Annotated in this window: 25 protein-coding genes; 1 reads left to right on the forward strand and 24 read right to left on the reverse strand. The window is 61.1% G+C overall.

Annotated elements, in window-relative coordinates:
- Window positions 1-176: 176 nt before the first annotated feature.
- The 19 genes from JWR51_RS23220 to JWR51_RS23310 form a co-directional block, all read right to left on the reverse strand.
- A complete protein-coding gene (locus tag JWR51_RS23220) occupies window positions 177-2090 on the reverse strand; it encodes a hypothetical protein (RefSeq protein WP_299753381.1) in 1914 nt (637 codons plus the stop codon).
- The gene (locus JWR51_RS23225) at window positions 2091-2282 is read right to left on the reverse strand and encodes a hypothetical protein (protein ID WP_299753383.1); all 192 of its coding nucleotides are present in this window, start codon (window positions 2280-2282) and stop codon (window positions 2091-2093) included.
- Window positions 2283-2284: 2 nt separating this feature from the next.
- Complete coding sequence (locus tag JWR51_RS23230) at window positions 2285-2716, reverse strand: hypothetical protein (protein ID WP_299753385.1); 432 nt, start codon at window positions 2714-2716, stop codon at window positions 2285-2287.
- Window positions 2717-2784: 68 nt separating this feature from the next.
- Window positions 2785-3360: a hypothetical protein gene (locus JWR51_RS23235; protein WP_299753387.1), complete on the reverse strand. Its 576-nt coding sequence runs from the start codon at window positions 3358-3360 to the stop codon at window positions 2785-2787.
- A 42-nt stretch (window positions 3361-3402) separates the two neighbouring features.
- Window positions 3403-3912: a hypothetical protein gene (locus JWR51_RS23240; protein WP_299753389.1), complete on the reverse strand. Its 510-nt coding sequence runs from the start codon at window positions 3910-3912 to the stop codon at window positions 3403-3405.
- Between the two features lie 188 nt (window positions 3913-4100).
- On the reverse strand, window positions 4101-4604 hold the full coding sequence (locus JWR51_RS23245; RefSeq protein WP_299753390.1) for a hypothetical protein: 504 nt from the start codon (window positions 4602-4604) through the stop codon (window positions 4101-4103).
- A 152-nt stretch (window positions 4605-4756) separates the two neighbouring features.
- Complete coding sequence (locus tag JWR51_RS23250; RefSeq protein WP_299753392.1) at window positions 4757-5629, reverse strand: hypothetical protein; 873 nt, start codon at window positions 5627-5629, stop codon at window positions 4757-4759.
- Window positions 5630-5729: 100 nt separating this feature from the next.
- On the reverse strand, window positions 5730-5954 hold the full coding sequence (locus JWR51_RS23255; RefSeq protein ID WP_299753394.1) for a hypothetical protein: 225 nt from the start codon (window positions 5952-5954) through the stop codon (window positions 5730-5732).
- A 67-nt stretch (window positions 5955-6021) separates the two neighbouring features.
- Complete coding sequence (locus JWR51_RS23260) at window positions 6022-6444, reverse strand: GIY-YIG nuclease family protein (protein WP_299753396.1); 423 nt, start codon at window positions 6442-6444, stop codon at window positions 6022-6024.
- A 172-nt stretch (window positions 6445-6616) separates the two neighbouring features.
- Window positions 6617-6892 carry a hypothetical protein gene (locus JWR51_RS23265; protein WP_299753398.1) on the reverse strand — a complete coding sequence of 92 codons (276 nt, stop codon included), beginning with the start codon at window positions 6890-6892 and terminating at the stop codon, window positions 6617-6619.
- Window positions 6889-7437 carry a hypothetical protein gene (locus JWR51_RS23270; RefSeq protein WP_299753400.1) on the reverse strand — a complete coding sequence of 183 codons (549 nt, stop codon included), beginning with the start codon at window positions 7435-7437 and terminating at the stop codon, window positions 6889-6891. Before JWR51_RS23270 ends, JWR51_RS23265 begins: the two co-directional genes overlap by 4 nt.
- Window positions 7438-7488: 51 nt before the next feature.
- Entirely contained in the window at window positions 7489-7734 is a 246-nt protein-coding gene (locus JWR51_RS23275; protein WP_299753402.1) for a hypothetical protein, read from the reverse strand.
- Window positions 7731-8015: a hypothetical protein gene (locus JWR51_RS23280; RefSeq protein ID WP_299753404.1), complete on the reverse strand. Its 285-nt coding sequence runs from the start codon at window positions 8013-8015 to the stop codon at window positions 7731-7733. The genes JWR51_RS23275 and JWR51_RS23280 overlap by 4 nt, the downstream gene beginning before the upstream one ends.
- Window positions 8012-8302, reverse strand: a complete 291-nt coding sequence (locus tag JWR51_RS23285; RefSeq protein WP_299753406.1) for a hypothetical protein — start codon at window positions 8300-8302, stop codon at window positions 8012-8014. The genes JWR51_RS23280 and JWR51_RS23285 overlap by 4 nt, the downstream gene beginning before the upstream one ends.
- A gap of 4 nt (window positions 8303-8306) precedes the next feature.
- Entirely contained in the window at window positions 8307-8711 is a 405-nt protein-coding gene (locus JWR51_RS23290) for a DUF6378 domain-containing protein (protein WP_299753408.1), read from the reverse strand.
- Window positions 8712-8735: 24 nt separating this feature from the next.
- Window positions 8736-9212, reverse strand: a complete 477-nt coding sequence (locus JWR51_RS23295) for a 3'-5' exoribonuclease (RefSeq protein WP_299753410.1) — start codon at window positions 9210-9212, stop codon at window positions 8736-8738.
- Window positions 9213-9295: 83 nt separating this feature from the next.
- The gene (locus JWR51_RS23300; protein ID WP_299753412.1) at window positions 9296-9787 is read right to left on the reverse strand and encodes a hypothetical protein; all 492 of its coding nucleotides are present in this window, start codon (window positions 9785-9787) and stop codon (window positions 9296-9298) included.
- On the reverse strand, window positions 9787-10425 hold the full coding sequence (locus JWR51_RS23305) for a YdaU family protein (protein WP_299753414.1): 639 nt from the start codon (window positions 10423-10425) through the stop codon (window positions 9787-9789). The genes JWR51_RS23300 and JWR51_RS23305 overlap by 1 nt, the downstream gene beginning before the upstream one ends.
- Window positions 10422-11399 carry a DNA cytosine methyltransferase gene (locus JWR51_RS23310; protein WP_299753416.1) on the reverse strand — a complete coding sequence of 326 codons (978 nt, stop codon included), beginning with the start codon at window positions 11397-11399 and terminating at the stop codon, window positions 10422-10424. The genes JWR51_RS23305 and JWR51_RS23310 overlap by 4 nt, the downstream gene beginning before the upstream one ends.
- Before the next feature lie 88 nt (window positions 11400-11487).
- Here JWR51_RS23310 and JWR51_RS23315 point away from each other — a divergent pair, with 88 nt between their 5' ends.
- Entirely contained in the window at window positions 11488-11724 is a 237-nt protein-coding gene (locus JWR51_RS23315; protein ID WP_299753418.1) for a hypothetical protein, read from the forward strand.
- Window positions 11725-11770: 46 nt separating this feature from the next.
- On the opposite strand, the gene JWR51_RS23320 is transcribed toward JWR51_RS23315, so the two are convergent.
- The 5 genes from JWR51_RS23320 to JWR51_RS23340 all read right to left on the reverse strand — a co-directional run bounded on the left by JWR51_RS23320 (window position 11771) and on the right by JWR51_RS23340 (window position 15305).
- Window positions 11771-12403 carry a helix-turn-helix domain-containing protein gene (locus JWR51_RS23320; protein ID WP_299753420.1) on the reverse strand — a complete coding sequence of 211 codons (633 nt, stop codon included), beginning with the start codon at window positions 12401-12403 and terminating at the stop codon, window positions 11771-11773.
- Between the two features lie 142 nt (window positions 12404-12545).
- Window positions 12546-13532 carry a DNA methyltransferase gene (locus tag JWR51_RS23325; RefSeq protein ID WP_299753422.1) on the reverse strand — a complete coding sequence of 329 codons (987 nt, stop codon included), beginning with the start codon at window positions 13530-13532 and terminating at the stop codon, window positions 12546-12548.
- Window positions 13529-14914, reverse strand: coding sequence for a helicase (locus tag JWR51_RS23330; RefSeq protein ID WP_299753424.1), 1386 nt, complete (start codon window positions 14912-14914; stop codon window positions 13529-13531). Before JWR51_RS23330 ends, JWR51_RS23325 begins: the two co-directional genes overlap by 4 nt.
- Entirely contained in the window at window positions 14911-15141 is a 231-nt protein-coding gene (locus tag JWR51_RS23335; RefSeq protein ID WP_299753426.1) for a hypothetical protein, read from the reverse strand. Before JWR51_RS23335 ends, JWR51_RS23330 begins: the two co-directional genes overlap by 4 nt.
- Window positions 15138-15305, reverse strand: a complete 168-nt coding sequence (locus JWR51_RS23340) for a hypothetical protein (protein WP_299753428.1) — start codon at window positions 15303-15305, stop codon at window positions 15138-15140. The genes JWR51_RS23335 and JWR51_RS23340 overlap by 4 nt, the downstream gene beginning before the upstream one ends.
- Between the last annotated feature and the right edge of the window lie 12 nt (window positions 15306-15317).

The following is a 15317-nucleotide window of genomic DNA, read 5'->3' on the forward strand; positions in this document are numbered from 1 at the left end:
CAATTACTGACTGCAGACGATGCACCGACTGCGTTGAAGGTGCCTGCACCGACCGCATTGAGTATAGCGGTTGTGGTAACTCCCCCTACCGAAGGCAGGGTGGTGATTGGAACCTGCGAAAGGGCCGCTAGACCGAGCATGATGGCCCCCTCAGTTGGCTATCGGTGGGCCGATCTTTAGCCGTACTGGCCGCCTGTTGAAGTTCCACCAGCCGAGTTGCCGGGGACAAAATTTGCGCCGCCGCCGCCAGCGTCGATAATGCCGTTAGTTTGGGCATTGTATCGCTGTCCGGATATGGCGGTGCCGGCAAAGACGCAGCTTGCTACGAAGATTTGCCCGCCAAGCTGTGCGAGCAGAAATATCGTAAACGTCAGCGCGCCAGGCGTTGTTACCGTTTGTCCATGGATTGCGATCTGCCCGGCCGTTTGGGTGATCAAGTGGAACTGTGCATTCCCCGTGACGCGGTAACCGCCAGTCGCGATGATAAACGCAGAATGTCCAGCAAAGATATGATAGCCAGCCGAGACACCAAACACCACGTTTTCGAACTGCAGGTAGCAGGCTCCTCCAAAGATGTTGAGGCAGTTACCGCCTGTTGCCGTCTGCATCTTCAGGTAGCGGACCTTCGCCTGGAAGTTTCCGCCAACACCGCCGCCTATCTCAAAGCATGCAGCATTATTAGTAGATATGACCACAGCATCGTCGTAGGTCGTATTGCCCTCGAAAATGACGCTGTTTGGACCACTGCCACCGACGACTGCTTTGCTGCTCGAAACCCCACCGGCATAAACCCCGTCAGCCATTTTAACGGTGGCGACTTTTCCCCCCAAGTCCACGGAATCGCAGATAAAATCCCACGCGCGTTGGATCGTGAGCACCGGGCCAGAAACCCCGTCGTTGGCATCGTTGCCCGTGTAGGCGCCATAGACCGGCGAACCCGTGACAGAGCCGCTGGTATTGACGGCAGCCCCACCGATGCTCGTCGAGAACTGGAAGGCGTTGCTGGTGAGGCCTGACGACAGGACATAGTACGTGGTTCCAGCAGTTACCCCGGTGGGAAGGCTGCCGGCGCGTGACAGATAGTGCGTGCCGGCCTGGAGCACCGTCTGTGTGCCAGACCCAGCGGACCCGGCTACTATCGCACTCCCGCCATTGGTTGCTGACACTGTGATCAGGGTGCTGGAAGCCGTCAGAACGAAATAGTCTGTCCCCGTCGCGAAGTTCGTCGGCAGCGAGCCGCTGGTAGCGAACCGTACGCGCTTGCCAACCGAAAGATATGTGTTCGCGGTTGTAATGCCGATATTCGCGGAGCCGTTGGTGAACGTCGCAGTCGGGGCGCTCGTATTGATCGCGGCGCCGCCGACCGTGGCGGAAATCTGAAAGGAACTACCGGACAGACCAGCCGCAATGACATAGTAGGTCGTGTTGTCTATCATGGGGATCGGCAGCGACCCGGTCGATGCAAGAGTCACAGGTTGGCCGGCCGCGAAACTGTTCGTCATTGTGACTACGGCTGGATTGGCAGCCGAGACTGTTGCCGTCACAGTGTTCAGCGGGACATTGAAGACAACCGGACTGTTAGCGCTTAAGCCGTGCGCGGTAGATGTGACAACGGCTGGCGTGGCTATCGAGATGGACGGCGTCGGTATGTTGGCGCCAACAGAGTAGATCTGATCGGCGGACAGCTTTTGCCGGCCGGGATGAACATGATCCTGCCGGGCATAAAGCAGCGACGTGCCAACTGCCGCTGTTGGGTTGCTGCCCAGCGGGGCCACGGTTGCCGGCTGGGCCAGTGCGGCCGCGGGCACGTCGACCCAGATATTCTTGGTAGCACCAGACCAGTTGACCGCAGCGTTTGCATTCGACGACGCAAGGATGGTTGTACGCGCCAGCGTCGTTCCGGCTGCGGTGTAGGTCCCGAGGCCTACTTCCCAGTCCACACCGTCTGTCGCAGCATAGTAACAGGTGTTGCCGTTCCCGACAGCGGCAAACGACTGAAACCCCGCCACAGCGCCGGCAAGCGTATAGGCGCCCGTACCCGAGGTGGTCGTGGTCTCCTGGGCTCTGTCGAAATACAGCGGGCCAGCCATTTACGACGCCAGCACCTTGTCGCGGGCCTCGATCTGGGCGTGGCGGATCGCCTCAGGGTCAGTGATACCTGCGGCTTGGGCTTTCTTCACCGCTTCCACCATGGCGTCGATGATCCGCGCGTTGACGTTCACGTCCTCGCCAAGAATGCCGTGCGAGGTCATGGATGCGACTGCTGTTACGGTCTCGCCCATCGTCAGGACTCGGTGATCGTGCTGGCGGTCGTGAGTTGGGGCGTGATGCCCGAACCGGTGACGATATTCGGCGTGATGGGGCCGCTGTAGAGGATGATGCCCGCCCCAGACGCCAGCATGCCCACCGAGGCGTACGTCGCCGTACCGGAGCCACCTGTGCCCGCCGGGAAGGTGACAGCCGCTACAGGCGACGTGGAGGCCGTGGTCGATGCCGTCCAGCCACCGGTCGTGCGGGCGACTGCAACGCGGGCGTACGAGGTGTAGGTCACCTCGCTTGTCGATTGCGTGCCGCCAGTGCCCGGATCGGCAGTGTGGAGAGCCACATAGAGATTGGTGTTCGGAGACGTGACGGTGTTGTCAGCGATGTTCGCCCACGCCGTGGCGTTGAAGACCAGCTTGAGCAAATTATTGCTGGTAGTTTGCGACTTGCCCATCGGTTAGTCCTCAACAAAAAGCCGCCCTGAGGCGGCGTGCACGGCGTGGGTTGGTAGTTTGGCTACGGTCAGTAGACCGAAGCGATCGGCCCAAGATTGGCCGTGTAGGTCGTCGGCGGGGTGATCGCAGCACCGGTTCCGAGCGTACCGGTCGCAGAGCCGGTCAGCAGCGGCAGGCCGGGCGAGGCGTAGGTGCCAAGCTTGGCCGTGGTGCCGTTGGACTGTGCGACGAGGAAGTAGGTCCCCGCAGCGGCCTGGTAGGTCGCAGTGAAGGCGAGCCGCTGGAACGTGTTGGCGGTGCCGGCCGTGGTGCCTGTGGCGAGCGAGGTCGCAACGAGGGCGCCGGTCGAGTCATGCAGCTCGAAGGTCCAGAGGTCGGTGCCGCCGGTGGAACCGACGAGAACCTGGATACCCGTCAGCAGTGCGGCAGTGCCGAGGCTGTAGTTGACGTAGTAGCGGGTACCGGCGACCATCGTCTTGTCGAGAGCGTTACCGAGGTACTTGAGGGCCGATGCCAACTGGATCAGCGTCGACATGGCGCTCTGGGGCGCCTGGCCGGCGGAGAGCTGGGTGTCGAGGTTGAGCTGTTCCGAGCCGGTGAACACCGACTGCTGGGGAAGGCCATTGTTGATCAAACCGGACATTGGTCAGGTTCCTTTCGTGAGATAGCGATGGATGGAAGGGGGTCAGGTGCTCGTCGCGCCGAGCTTGGAGGACTTCCACTTGAGGGTGGTCGTCAGGTAGAATTCGCACCGAAGCGCGTTGGTCAGGGTGACGCCGGTTGAGCCCGCCGTTCCGTCGATCGTTTCCGAGCCGGTCGCATAGACCTTGGCGGGGTTGGCACCATCGTTGAACACGATGACCGACCCACCTACCCCGACTGCTGTAGCCGATGGCAGGATGACGCCAGTGCCGGAGGCTACGGTGGACAGCACGTTTTCCTGTGCGGCGAGCTGCAGGGCGTCGGCTCGAGTTGTGCCGGCGGCGGTGAGCGCATCGGCAACGCTCTCGTTGATGTAGGTGAAATCACCTGCAGCCGGGGTTGTGCCGCCGACGACGCCGTTGAACGTACCGGTATAGACACCAGCCGTAGTTCCGGCGAAGGCGGCATTGATCTGCGCGAAGGCAGCGTTGAGCAGGCTTCCATCGATAAGGCGGGAGCCCGCGGTGAATAGCTTAGTCACGACATTGGCCATTGCGGGCCTCCTTATTTAGCCAGTCACGAGCGCAAGTTCATCCGGCGGCGGTAGGCCAGCCCCGCCGGGCGCAAGAGAGTCGGTGATGTTGGGTTGTCCGCGCCTTACCAGCCGAAGGCGGCGATCTTGGCGTGCTCGCGGGGCGCCGCCCTTGGCGCCACTTGCCAGTTCGACCGGCATGTCGATGGCTATAGCACCGACGCAAAAGCCGAGTGAAATACTGGCAGCGTACCCAGAGCTGTATTGCGAAAATGTTCCACCGTCACGAACTGGCCATTGTAGGCCAAGATGTCGGCGTGCGATACCGCCCCCTCTGTGCCATCCCAAAGCGAATAACTCATTTCGTCGCCATCCACTTCGTAGATGTTCTGGTAGATCGTCCCGTCCTTCTGCATCTGTTGGGCGAAACTGATGGTACGGAGGACATTCAGCGACCCTGCATAGATACCGATATCGATCTTGGCCGGGGTGATGATGACGTGCAGCGAACCCGTCGTAATGTCGGTGATTAGCCCAAGCCCATGAGGATTGGTGATCATTCCAAGTGAGCCAGTATTGTCGCCAGCCGACCATGCCGCAGTGGTTTCGAACCTCTTGCAGACACTTGGCAGCGCGACCCCGCTATAGGCCGCGGTGGTGGCGATTCCGCTAGCGGGAGCGACCAGTGCGTTGCCGCTGATAGTCGCAAGCACGACTTGAGGCCCGATCGAAGTGGGCACTTGCTCCCACACCTGACCACTGTCGGCCACACCGATCGCACCATCGGCGCGTCGAAAGCTATCTTCCAGAGCCGATGGGAAAACCCCGCCTCGGCCAACCGATAGAAATGCCCCACTTCCCACGCTCATCGATAGCTGACCGTGCACCCGACATTGGCTAGCGTGGCATCGAACCCGACAAAGATACCAGCGGAACACGCCACGTCGAGGGTGACGCTGAACGGAGTGAACGTCGTGACCGGCAGCGAGAAACTGGCCACCACCGTGCCGGTCTCGGTCGTGCTGTTGTAGACGGTCAGCACGCCGGCAGTCACGGCGCCAGTCGGCGTGATGGTGATGGTGTGGATGAACCCGGCGGAGCCCTTGATCTGGCCATCAGCGGTGACACGGCCGAATACGTAGGGGCCATTCTCGACTAAAAGACCAAGCAGCGGGCCGGCAAGGCGGACACGGTCCCAATCAGTCCCGTTGAAGCCCATGGGCAAGACACGCAATGACTGCGACGTTGTGCCGGCAGTCGTTGTAATGCCCAACGGTTGAGCAGCCGTGTTACTGAATGTGTCCGTTAGGGCGGCCGATGAGACTCGCGGGTTGCCGATCAACTCGCCGCCAGTAGAGAACTGCTGCTGCGTCCTATCGCCATTAGAATACGTTGGGTAGGTTGTACTCACTCGCCCGCCTACGGGGACCGGCACCGTAGTGCCTGCCGCAGCATCGTCCACCGCTAGAACGTTCCCGCCGGTTTGCGTGATATTGCTGGCCACGGCGCTTTGGTTGCTGGCAATGACCACAGGTGAACTGCTGGCCATGGTCGCCTGGCCATTGGCGTTGTAGGTCAGAGGATTCCCCAGACTATCGAGGATTTCGACCTGAGCGATACCACCGGGGCCGCTACCTGAGGCATTCGTGTCGATCGAACCGTCCGAATTGACCTTAATCCGGTAGTCACCGGACTCGTCGCTTACGGTCACATTTTGCGAAATCGGCTTTTTGACCATTACGGACGGTCCTTTCGTTCAAGACGAAAAGGCCCGCTCAAATGGCGGGCTGTGCTTGTCGGATTCTGGCGGAAATGCTAGGTTTGGGCTGTTGAGCCGGTTACTTCTTCAGCGGCAGTTTCGACCGGCCGCGCTCACGATCCTTCGCGGCGCTGAACGACATTTTTTGCTCTGCAGCATCAATAGCGTTCCGAGCCCAGTCAGTGCCCATAGGCTGGCCTTTGGCCTTCGCGAGGGCTTTCATGCCGGCTGCTGCTACTGCCTTCGACTGCTTCGTTTCCGAGGTCTGTCGAGTTGAACCCGAGCCTCTGCCGCGTATGGCCATGGTGAGTTCTCCGAGGTTCGGAACAAGCGGAAACCCGCCACAGCGAACCGGGCGGGTCAAATTGGAACTAATAGCGGATGCGGAGCCCGTTACTGCGGTGACGCAAATGCGATGCCTTAGCCACCGAGAAGGCCTCATGCGCATAGGAAACCAGCTTCGGCAGTTCGTGCTCGGGCGCTTCCGGCGCGCCGCGCTGCGCATTGATCTCCACCGGAGACGACGCCACAACCTTTGACACGAAGCCAGGGATATCGCTCTCAGCGATAGCGAACCATTCCCTCTTTACGCCCTCGAAGCCTGATGCGCGCGCTACAGAAATCGCATGCTTCTCCAGCACGGCAGCATCTTCGCGACTATGCACCAAAAGCTGGGCAACGTACCGGCAAGTCTGGCCGGTTTCGTGGGCATGCCCCTGAGAACGCTTCGAGATGTTCTTGGTCATCCCGACCTTCACCAACCCACTGTTGCCGACCATGGCAAAGTAGACCATGAGTTCGTCGGGTAGCGACCATCTCGCAGTCCGCTGCGGCTTACGACGAGCATCGTAGGCCGTAATGGGTTGAACCATCGGCATCGGGAAGGGCCAGCAATGTGTGGAAGGGCGCCGCGCAAATCACGATTGCATGCAGCGTTTCACACATGCCGGATTTTTACGCCAAATGTCAAGTGCGGTTGAGGTTCGCGACGATATCCCAAACGTTGATTTCGCCCGGCGGCGTGCGCTCAAGCTCCGGCATGCGTGGGATAAGGTGGCGTCCAACTTCGCTGGTTATCGGCTCGCACCGCCGAAAGCCATTGCCGCGAAACTGCTGACCATCCTCGTCAACGACATAGTGCCTACCGCCTTCGAAGCGATCGTAGAAGCCGATGGACCATTGGTCGCCTGGATCTCCATCTGCGTACTTCGTGGCTAGCACGTATGCCCCCTTGTCGATCACGCTGCCCTCCTGTTCTGCAGCCGCTCCACAATCGCCACCTCTTCCAGCACGCCGCGGATTTCCACCATGCCATCGGCTACGATGCGGGCATTGGGCTTGTTGTTCCGATACCGCCACCTAGCATATGCGGTTGGCCCATGTTCGCCAATGACGACGAACTCGAGGCAGCGCATTTTCGGCAGTCCAAGCGCTGTGAACAGCCGATTGTACGATGCCCGCGCATCTGCCCCAATCTCAATGACGCTCTCGGGATTGATGCCGCCACCGTCGACTGCCTCGCGGGATGGATCCACGGCCTTTGCCCCACCGACCTGGCTGCGCTCGTAGATGGCCCGGAAGCGAGCTGCAGCCTCTTCCTGCGATGGAGTGCAGTGGAAGCGGCAGGCACCACCCATGAGCGTCTTGCGGTCCACCATGGCCCGTTCCCGGCCGGGGTTGGGTGCATTGGTGTCTAGCTGGTGGAGGAAGCCTGCCCATGTCTGAAGGGCGGCTGGCACGAACGCTTCCCGGATGTCTGGCCCGGTTTCGATTGTCGCGGTTTTCATTTGCTTACGCCCCATGATGATATCGCCCGGCTGGTGTGGAAATACAGTGCGTTAGGTGGTGAGAGAGGCGCGGAGCATCGACTGATAGATGCCCTTGGCGATGGCGTTGTTGTGCTCGGTTTCTAGCATGCTGGTAATGTAGCCAAGCTCGGCCTCAGCCAGCATCTCGTCGGTTGGGTCCAACATCGCTTCGATAGAGGCACGGGCGAGGACTTCGCCAGATACATCCCCCCACGATCCGCGCTGGACTTCGAATATGGCTTTGGCAACCCGCTCCACCATCGTACTCGTCGTCATGGCTTATCCTTGGCTTGGAAGTAGTCAGATGGGGTTAGCCCAAGTTGATCGGTTTCTTCTGCAAGAAATGCCTCCATCTTGCGCGCGGCCTCTTCCGTGATATACTCGCCGGGAGTAGCGTCGATGGCGTCCCACACTTCGCTAGAACGTCGCCAATATTCGCCAGCCGTCTCTAGCATGGACGTTGCCTGCTTCAAAGCTCGTTGCGAATACCACAGAGCACAAAGGCTCGCGAAGCCCACCACCAGCACAGCTGCGAAAGCGAAATCGGTCTGGCTCATGTCCTAGCTCCTGAACGAATGGAGGAGGCGATATTGCGGGAACAGGCCTGCCCGATCGGCTCGTTAGAAACCGTTGCGCCGTGTTCCTCAGCGACTTTGGCGCATCGCTCGCGTTCGGCTAGGATGGCTCGTGCGACGTGCTCAAGAAATGCTGCGCCGGTATCACCCACCATCCCGAAGCGCACCGAGACGCCGCACCTGTCATCGCGCAGCGCCGCGCTCACCGCCAACGAGGCGACTGCATATGCGTCCTCCGGTATTGCCTTCACGTCCTCTGCAATATCCATGGTTCTAGACTCCTTGGGGCTGACCGGCCTTGAACAGCGCAATCTCGCCAGCGATGGCGAAGTAGGTCGCGCCGTCCACGTAGGTATCCCGCTTCGGGTCCATGCCGGTGGCAACTCGCCCTAGCTTCGTGAGCACGTTGTCGATAGCCTCAAGCTCGGCGGCGGAAATATCGCGGCGAAGATGCCGGCGGAACACCAGCTTGAGTTCGCCAGCAGCAGCGAGGTTGAGTGCCGGCGGCCCGTATTCCTTGTCGCGGTTGCCGTGGGTGAGCCCAGCGCCATCCTGAAGGATGCGCACCCTCTCGGGGACAATAGCGGCCACCATGGCGTCGATGCGACGTTCGTCATGCGCCTTCATCGCTGCAATGGTTTCGGCGGTGATGCGATCTTCCAAGGTGATCTTGCTCATTCCTTCGTTCCTCACTGTAGGGGGTTAAGCTGCCATAGACTTGACGATGCCGAGGAAATCCCAGGCCTGCCGGTTCCACTGCGCGTCTTGCATGGCGTTGTGTTCGGTGCCCGTCTGTTGCGGAAGCCGCGGATTTCCCATAGAATCGCAGAGTTGCTTGATATCGCGGCAGTACATCGGCCAGCCCTTCGGCAGGTCCATCATCGTGCCGTAGAGTTGGCACAGCGCGACCCAATCGTAGTCGGCGTAGTAGGCCCAGAACTCGGGCTTCTCTCCGACGAAGGCGACGATGTCCGCGGCGATGTGGGCGCGGGGCTTCAGATAATCGCCGGCAACAAGCATGGACAGCACGTTGGCCTTCACCCACTCGCCAGCCCGGCTGTGGTCACACTCGGCACTCTCGGCGTAATAGGTGCGCCCATCCTCAGCCACAATCCCAATCGAGATCAGGTCGATCGTCTTGCCGTCCTCGATGAACTCAGTGTCGAACCAGAATTTCATGCTGCAAATCCCTCTTCCGGGCTTCCGATGTCGTAGCCCTGTCGGTCTCGATTAAGGTTCAGGCGCATCGCGTTAACCTTTCGTTAGGCAATACCGGTCAAGCGCTGCCGCGTTACCTTGGTCGTGGCTTCGTCCAGGGGGAGGCCGCGGCGCTCAAGGCGGTGGATATGCTGGTGGCAGTCGCGGCAAACCAGGATCAGATCGCTAAGCTGCTCGTTGCCAAGGCGGGCGTAGGTCCAGTGGTGCAAGGATAGCTCGCCCTTGCCGTCACAACCCAGCGAGTGGCACACCCAGCCCTTGAACAGGTTCCCGGCCTTCCAGCGCGCCCTCACGTCCAGCCAATGCGGGCTTGCGAGGTAGTCGGCATAGACGCGGTAGCCGAGCACGTAGAGCCGCGCCTGAAGCGATGACGTGCCCTCGGCTTCGATCCTCGCCAGCTTGGCCCGTTTCTTCTTCGACTTCGGAGGCTTCACGCGCTGAACGATCGGCTTGGGGCTATTCCCCAGCCCTTGGATTTTCCTCCGATGCTGCGCTGGCGTCCGGAAGGTTTCGATCTCGGTCCACTGGCGGCCCATCAGTGCACCTCGTCCGAGGTCGGTTGCGCTGCGATGGCGGCTTGGGCCTGCGTCACGAGGCTCAGGGGGAATAGCTTGTGGTCTAGGAACTTCGGCACCTTCTCCGGGCTCAGGGCAACGCAGGCGGCGTAGAGTTGGGTATCGACGTACTTGTTCACATCCACCAGCGGTTCGGTTGCCGGTTCTTCCAAACCATTTTCGGCCTTCTCTAAGACTGAATCTTGATATTGAAGTTGAGTGGCGCGCGCATGCTGCACCGGGGCTGCGCCTAAGCTATTGGTTTTGCTTGATGCGGTGCGATTTTCAGCGGTTTTATTTCCACCTTTCGCGCCGTTTTCAGCCAATTCTCGCGCATCTTTCGCGGCGTTTTCGAGCTCTTTTTCTGCGCGAGCGTTCATCAGGCACCCGTCAACGACCGTGATTTTGCCTACCTGAATGAGCCGCGCACGGATGGCATTCCACTTCCGAACGGAGCAGTTGCACACCCCCGCGATATAGCGCGGCTCGTCTGGTATCGGGCCGCCGCGGACGTACATCAGATCCAGAACAAGGCTATAGGCCCCCTTCTCTTCGAGAGTGAGGCCTGCCGTTCCAGCTATGAAGTTGTCGGGGAAGCGACGATACCAGGGGCGTGTCACGCTAGCTCCGTTTCGATGAGGGAGCTGAGGACTTCCGCCGCGAGGATCGGTACAATCGCATTGCCGCCAACGCGCCAAAGGTCCACTCGTCCGGGAAGCCCATCAACCAAAAGGCGAACTCCGGGTTTGGTGCGCCGCGCCTTGCCGTCGTGGCAATCAATCCAGTCGGCTCCCGCCCATGCGCTGCCGTTTCGGTATGAATGAGCGTTGCTGACAGCCCGTTCGATTGCTGGCTGTCCCCCTGCAGGCGGTACTTGTCGTCTGAAGCCAGCACTGTCGGCCAAATCGCCTTGGCCATCTGCATGGTCAGCGGGTTGCCACCCTGAGCGTACCGGTTCTCCCGCGCAGCGCAGTCGGTCGCTGACACGGTTGTCCAGTGGGCCTGGTGCATCTGAGCCGGGAGCGGTTGCCCGCCCGCCCCGAACGACATGTTCGGGCCGCCCTTCTCCCCATCGCTCGCTCTCGGCGTCGACCACTGCGACCCAATAGAGCCGGTTCCGTTGGTGTGGCGCGTCGACGGCGCAAGCCGGGATATCGACGCCCCGGCTGGCGTAACCTTCTCCCGCCAGATCAGAGCGGACTCCGTCGAGCCAACCGTACCCAGCCTTTCCCGCAACCTGCTCTCCCACGACGACAGGGGGCCGGCAGGCACTGATGAGCCGATGAAAGTCCGGCCACAGATGCCTTGGGTCATCTGCTCCGAGCCCTTTTCCAGCCGCGCTGAATGGCTGGCATGGGCAGCTTCCGCTCCAAAGAGGTCGAGTGTCATCCCATCCCGCCAAGCGGGCGGCGACCGACCAGAGGCCGCCCCCAGCGAAGAAATGGCACTGCGTGAAGCCGGCGAGGTCATCAGGTTGCACGTCCTTTATTGATCGAGTGTCCACCACCCCAGGCGCGACGACGCCATCGGCTATGAGGTGCGTGAGCACCGCGGCGGCAGCTGGGTCGATTTCGTTGTAGTAGGCTGGCCCCATGCCTATGCCCCTGATTTGTAGGCGATTGACGTTTGTAACCGAATACGTTAACCCTAGTCAAGTAAGAGAATACGTTACGGAGGATGAATTGACGCTTTTGATGGAAACGGGCACAACGCGGCGAATGGGTCGCCCGCCGCTCAAGCTGAACACCGAAACCGTGGTCACGACGATCCGCATCACAGCGGACGTGGCGGCGCGGATTGACGCCCTAGTCGGCCCGAACAAGCGCGGCGAGTTCATCCGCGAAGCCATCGAACGCGAGCTACTGGCACGCGCCACGGCCAAGGCTCGCCAGCGACAGGCCGAAGCCCGCCTCAAGTGACTAGCTACCGGCGCAGGCTCATCAAACAGGCGGTGGACGTTAGAGGTCATGCCGCGGCCCTCCGCTCGGCACGTACCCGCATCACCTCACGCCGCACGACCGAATGGACAGTGTTGCGGGTGATATCGAGGGCTTGGCTGATAGCGGTCGGTGTCTCCTCCTCATCGAAGTAGAGGCGGATCACCTCGTCCTCGAGCACGTGCCGCAATGCCTGCTCATCCTCGGCCTTCTGCTCAATGATGGGCTGCAAAGCCGGGTGCGTTTCGATGTGCCGCCGGACGGCGTAGATCGTAGTGCTGTGGTCTCGGTTGATGCGCCGGCCCGTCGCCGGGTAGCTCATGCCGAGTTCCATCACCATGCGGTAGGCCGCCTCGTTGCGGGCGGCTACGAGCTTCTTCGACCGGCCGACGCCCACCAGTACGGCTATCGGCAGCCCGTATTTGTTGGAGGTCTGCACCAGGATAGACTTCCATGCCGGGATCGGCGCCGGCGGGTGCGATTCAATGGCTCTGGCAATTTCCTCGGCTATACGGCGCGGGTCGAACGGCGACAACGGCGGTGCCAAGTGGATGATCTGCTTCGGGGGCGGCAAGTTGCCCCGGTATAGCCGGCGCCGCGCATCGACAGCCTTGGCGCGCATCGAAGCCTCTACAGGGCCGGGCTCAAAATCGAGGCTCATTTACCAGCCCTCTTGGCCACGTTCAGGAGCTTCTGCTTATTGGACTGGTGCCGCTTGTTGATCGCGACGACGACCTTTCGATCCAGCTTGATCGGTCCCGACTGTCCCATTACCGCTTCTCCGATTTGTTCAGTGTGTGGGGTCATGCGACAGCACCGAACATGTCGTCTGTTCGCGCCTTAGCGAGGTCAGCAAGGTTGCGCTTGGCCTGGGCGAAGTAGGACGGCTTGAGCTCGAAACCGACGCCCTTACGACCCATTTCCACGGCCGCGAATACCTCGCTGCCGATGCCGAGGAATGGCGTAAGTACGGTCTCGCCAGGGAGTGACCACAGGTCGATGCAGCGCTCGATTACGTCGAGTTGCAGGGGCGAGATATGTACCTCGTCCTTTTCATCCCGGCCGCCGCGATACTGCAGGGTGCGGGTCGGGTTGATATCCATCCACACCGGCGAGGCGTAGCGCTGCCAGACGAGGATCGACTTCCACTTGTCGTAGGGCCACGGCTCGCGACCATCGGCGGCGAACGCGGCGCACTCCTTGGCGTAAGCTTCCTCGCTCACGTCCACGCCGGTGCCGATGAACTGCTGGAACGGACCATCGACAGGATCGGCGTTGTCGCCAGGCTTGCGGAAGGTCACGATGTAGTCAGCGAGCCCCTGCCCGCTGATCGTGCTGTCCTTCATGATCTGCGCGTGAAGCAGGCGGATCGACTTGGTGCGCTGCTGGGCAACGACGGGGTCTTTCCAAATGCAAACCTCGGAATGGAAAATCCAGCCGGCATCCTCGTAGGCCCGGATAATCTCGCCTCGAAAGTCTCGCATGCCGATATGGCCGTGCCTGATTTTCGAGGTCGGCAACTGCATGCAGTGGACGCTATGCAGTCGGCCGGGCTTGGTGACGCGCATCAGCTCGGAAATCAGGAAGGCATAATGCTCCCAAAACTGCGGTCCATCATTGTTCGATATGTCGCGGTCGTAATTCGAGAACTTGTAGAGCCCCTCGAACGGTGGCGAGTGGACGCCAAAGTCGACGCTCTCGGCAGGGATGGCGCGGATCAGTTCGCACGCATCGCCCTGGTAAATGGCATAGTCAGGCGTCACCACCTGATCGACGGCTTGGATTGTCATGCTGCCCTCAGGAAATCCGGCAGCACAACCGGCTGCGCTGGGTTGTAGTCAGGTACGGTTCGAGTGACGCCGCGGACTTCCATGCTCGACAGGTCGGCCATGTGCATCACCATCGACGCGGCCATGCGCTCGGCATCGGCCTCTTTGCGGCGAAGATTGGCGACAACGGCGCCCTCGGTTTCGGCGGCGATAAAGTGGGCGGTGACGGGCTTGGTCTGCCCGAAGCGCCAGAACCGGCGCACGGCCTGAAACACCTGCTCGAAGCTGTCATTGAGCCCGACAAACCCGGTGTCAGCGCAGTGCTGGAAATTCAGGCCAAAGCCGGCGATAGATGACTTGGTGACGAGGACGCGAATGCCGCCATCGAGGAACGCCGCGATCTTCTGCTCTTTGGCGTCGTCGGAGTCCGACCCACGCAGTTCAACGGCGCCGGGAATGGCCTTTGCCAGTGCTTCGCTTTCGCCGTTGAGGTTGCACCACCAGACGAACGGTCGGTCTGCCGGCGTGATCGACGCTGCCAGCGCCACACGCTCGTCTACGGTGTCACGGCGGGCGCCAAGCCGTTCCTGCATGGTCCGCGCTTCCATCGGGAACAGCAGACCTGTATCCATGCTTGGCGAGTAGTCAGCCGCAACAAGGTGCTGAATTTGGCGCAGCGGCGGGAGGTCGTAGCCGGCGTCTGGATAGCCGAGGTCGGATGGCTTGCGCAGCATCACCGCCCACGATGCCATCCACTTCCAGAACTCATCCTCGGCATGGCCTTTCAGCCGCCACTTCTGCGTCTCGCCGCCATCGTGCGTGAAGAAGGTTGCGAGCATGTCGGTGTAGGACATGGCGCCGATGAACTCGGCATGGTTGCCAAGCTCCATGAAATCGTTCGGCGCCGGGGTTGCCGTAGCTGCCATGCGGAACGGGACGCCGGCGCATTGCTCGATCAGCCGCGTCCGATATTTACCGTCCGTGCTCTTGAGAATGGAGCTTTCGTCTAGGACGATGCCGCCAAATGCGGTAAGGTCGAAGTGCTCAATCTTCTGGTAATTGGTGACATTGATGCCGTGGCGAACGTCTGCTTGTTCCCGTACCAGCCGAGCCTGGATCTGGAACTTGCCCGCCTCACGAATATGCTGCGCGGCGACAGCTAGCGGCGCGAACACCAGCACCGGCTTATCGGTGTGCGCGGCCACTGCGTCAGCCCAGGACAGCTCCATAGCCGTCTTGCCGAGGCCAGTGCCGGCGAACACAGCCGACCGGCCCCGGCGTAGCGCCCACGAGACGATATCGGCCTGGTGCGGGAACAGGAACGCCGGCAGGGCTGGCACGGTCACCATGCCAGTCGATGGGTCCACCATTCGCTTGCGAGCGAGAAAGGCGTCGTAGCTCACTTCCCCATCTCCCTCTCAGCCCGCTTGCGAGCGATGTAGGCTTCAGTCTCGGTGCGGCGCTGCTCTGCCGTGGTGACAGCGCTGTAGACCGCGAGCTGCGCATTGATGCTGGCGCGGCGGTTGGCCTCGCGGCGTTGAGCTTCGGTCTGCTCGTGACGAGTGGGCACCACGTAGCGCACTGCGGTGTGAGCGGGCTTGGGACGGCGGAATGGCCAGTGGAAGTTCATCGCGCCCCCCGCTTGATGTCATCAGCAACGGTGCCGCAGAAGCAGGCGAACCCGCCGTTGACGATGCCCAGCAAGAAGCACCAGCCGGGCTCCAGCGAAGGCACCCAGAGGATCGAGGGCACGAACAACGCCCACGGCAGCAATCGACAAATCCAGATCGCCATTCTCTCTTCCTC

The organism is Devosia sp., assembly GCF_028290625.1.
Taxonomy (GTDB): domain Bacteria; phylum Pseudomonadota; class Alphaproteobacteria; order Rhizobiales; family Devosiaceae; genus Devosia.

Bases quoted from the DNA above. Each gene is read 5' to 3' on its own strand.
- JWR51_RS23220 (WP_299753381.1), bottom strand. From the start codon at position 2,090: ATGGCTGGCCCGCTGTATTTCGACAGAGCCCAGGAGACCACGACCACC.
- JWR51_RS23225 (WP_299753383.1), bottom strand. From the start codon at position 2,282: ATGGGCGAGACCGTAACAGCAGTCGCATCCATGACCTCGCACGGCATT.
- JWR51_RS23230 (WP_299753385.1), bottom strand. From the start codon at position 2,716: ATGGGCAAGTCGCAAACTACCAGCAATAATTTGCTCAAGCTGGTCTTC.
- JWR51_RS23235 (WP_299753387.1), bottom strand. From the start codon at position 3,360: ATGTCCGGTTTGATCAACAATGGCCTTCCCCAGCAGTCGGTGTTCACC.
- JWR51_RS23240 (WP_299753389.1), bottom strand. From the start codon at position 3,912: ATGGCCAATGTCGTGACTAAGCTATTCACCGCGGGCTCCCGCCTTATC.
- JWR51_RS23250 (WP_299753392.1), bottom strand. From the start codon at position 5,629: ATGGTCAAAAAGCCGATTTCGCAAAATGTGACCGTAAGCGACGAGTCC.
- JWR51_RS23255 (WP_299753394.1), bottom strand. From the start codon at position 5,954: ATGGCCATACGCGGCAGAGGCTCGGGTTCAACTCGACAGACCTCGGAA.
- JWR51_RS23260 (WP_299753396.1), bottom strand. From the start codon at position 6,444: ATGGTCTACTTTGCCATGGTCGGCAACAGTGGGTTGGTGAAGGTCGGG.
- JWR51_RS23270 (WP_299753400.1), bottom strand. From the start codon at position 7,437: ATGAAAACCGCGACAATCGAAACCGGGCCAGACATCCGGGAAGCGTTC.
- JWR51_RS23275 (WP_299753402.1), bottom strand. From the start codon at position 7,734: ATGACGACGAGTACGATGGTGGAGCGGGTTGCCAAAGCCATATTCGAA.
- JWR51_RS23280 (WP_299753404.1), bottom strand. From the start codon at position 8,015: ATGAGCCAGACCGATTTCGCTTTCGCAGCTGTGCTGGTGGTGGGCTTC.
- JWR51_RS23285 (WP_299753406.1), bottom strand. From the start codon at position 8,302: ATGGATATTGCAGAGGACGTGAAGGCAATACCGGAGGACGCATATGCA.
- JWR51_RS23290 (WP_299753408.1), bottom strand. From the start codon at position 8,711: ATGAGCAAGATCACCTTGGAAGATCGCATCACCGCCGAAACCATTGCA.
- JWR51_RS23295 (WP_299753410.1), bottom strand. From the start codon at position 9,212: ATGAAATTCTGGTTCGACACTGAGTTCATCGAGGACGGCAAGACGATC.
- JWR51_RS23300 (WP_299753412.1), bottom strand. From the start codon at position 9,787: ATGGGCCGCCAGTGGACCGAGATCGAAACCTTCCGGACGCCAGCGCAG.
- JWR51_RS23310 (WP_299753416.1), bottom strand. From the start codon at position 11,399: ATGGGGCCAGCCTACTACAACGAAATCGACCCAGCTGCCGCCGCGGTG.
- JWR51_RS23320 (WP_299753420.1), bottom strand. From the start codon at position 12,403: ATGAGCCTCGATTTTGAGCCCGGCCCTGTAGAGGCTTCGATGCGCGCC.
- JWR51_RS23325 (WP_299753422.1), bottom strand. From the start codon at position 13,532: ATGACAATCCAAGCCGTCGATCAGGTGGTGACGCCTGACTATGCCATT.
- JWR51_RS23335 (WP_299753426.1), bottom strand. From the start codon at position 15,141: ATGAACTTCCACTGGCCATTCCGCCGTCCCAAGCCCGCTCACACCGCA.
- JWR51_RS23340 (WP_299753428.1), bottom strand. From the start codon at position 15,305: ATGGCGATCTGGATTTGTCGATTGCTGCCGTGGGCGTTGTTCGTGCCC.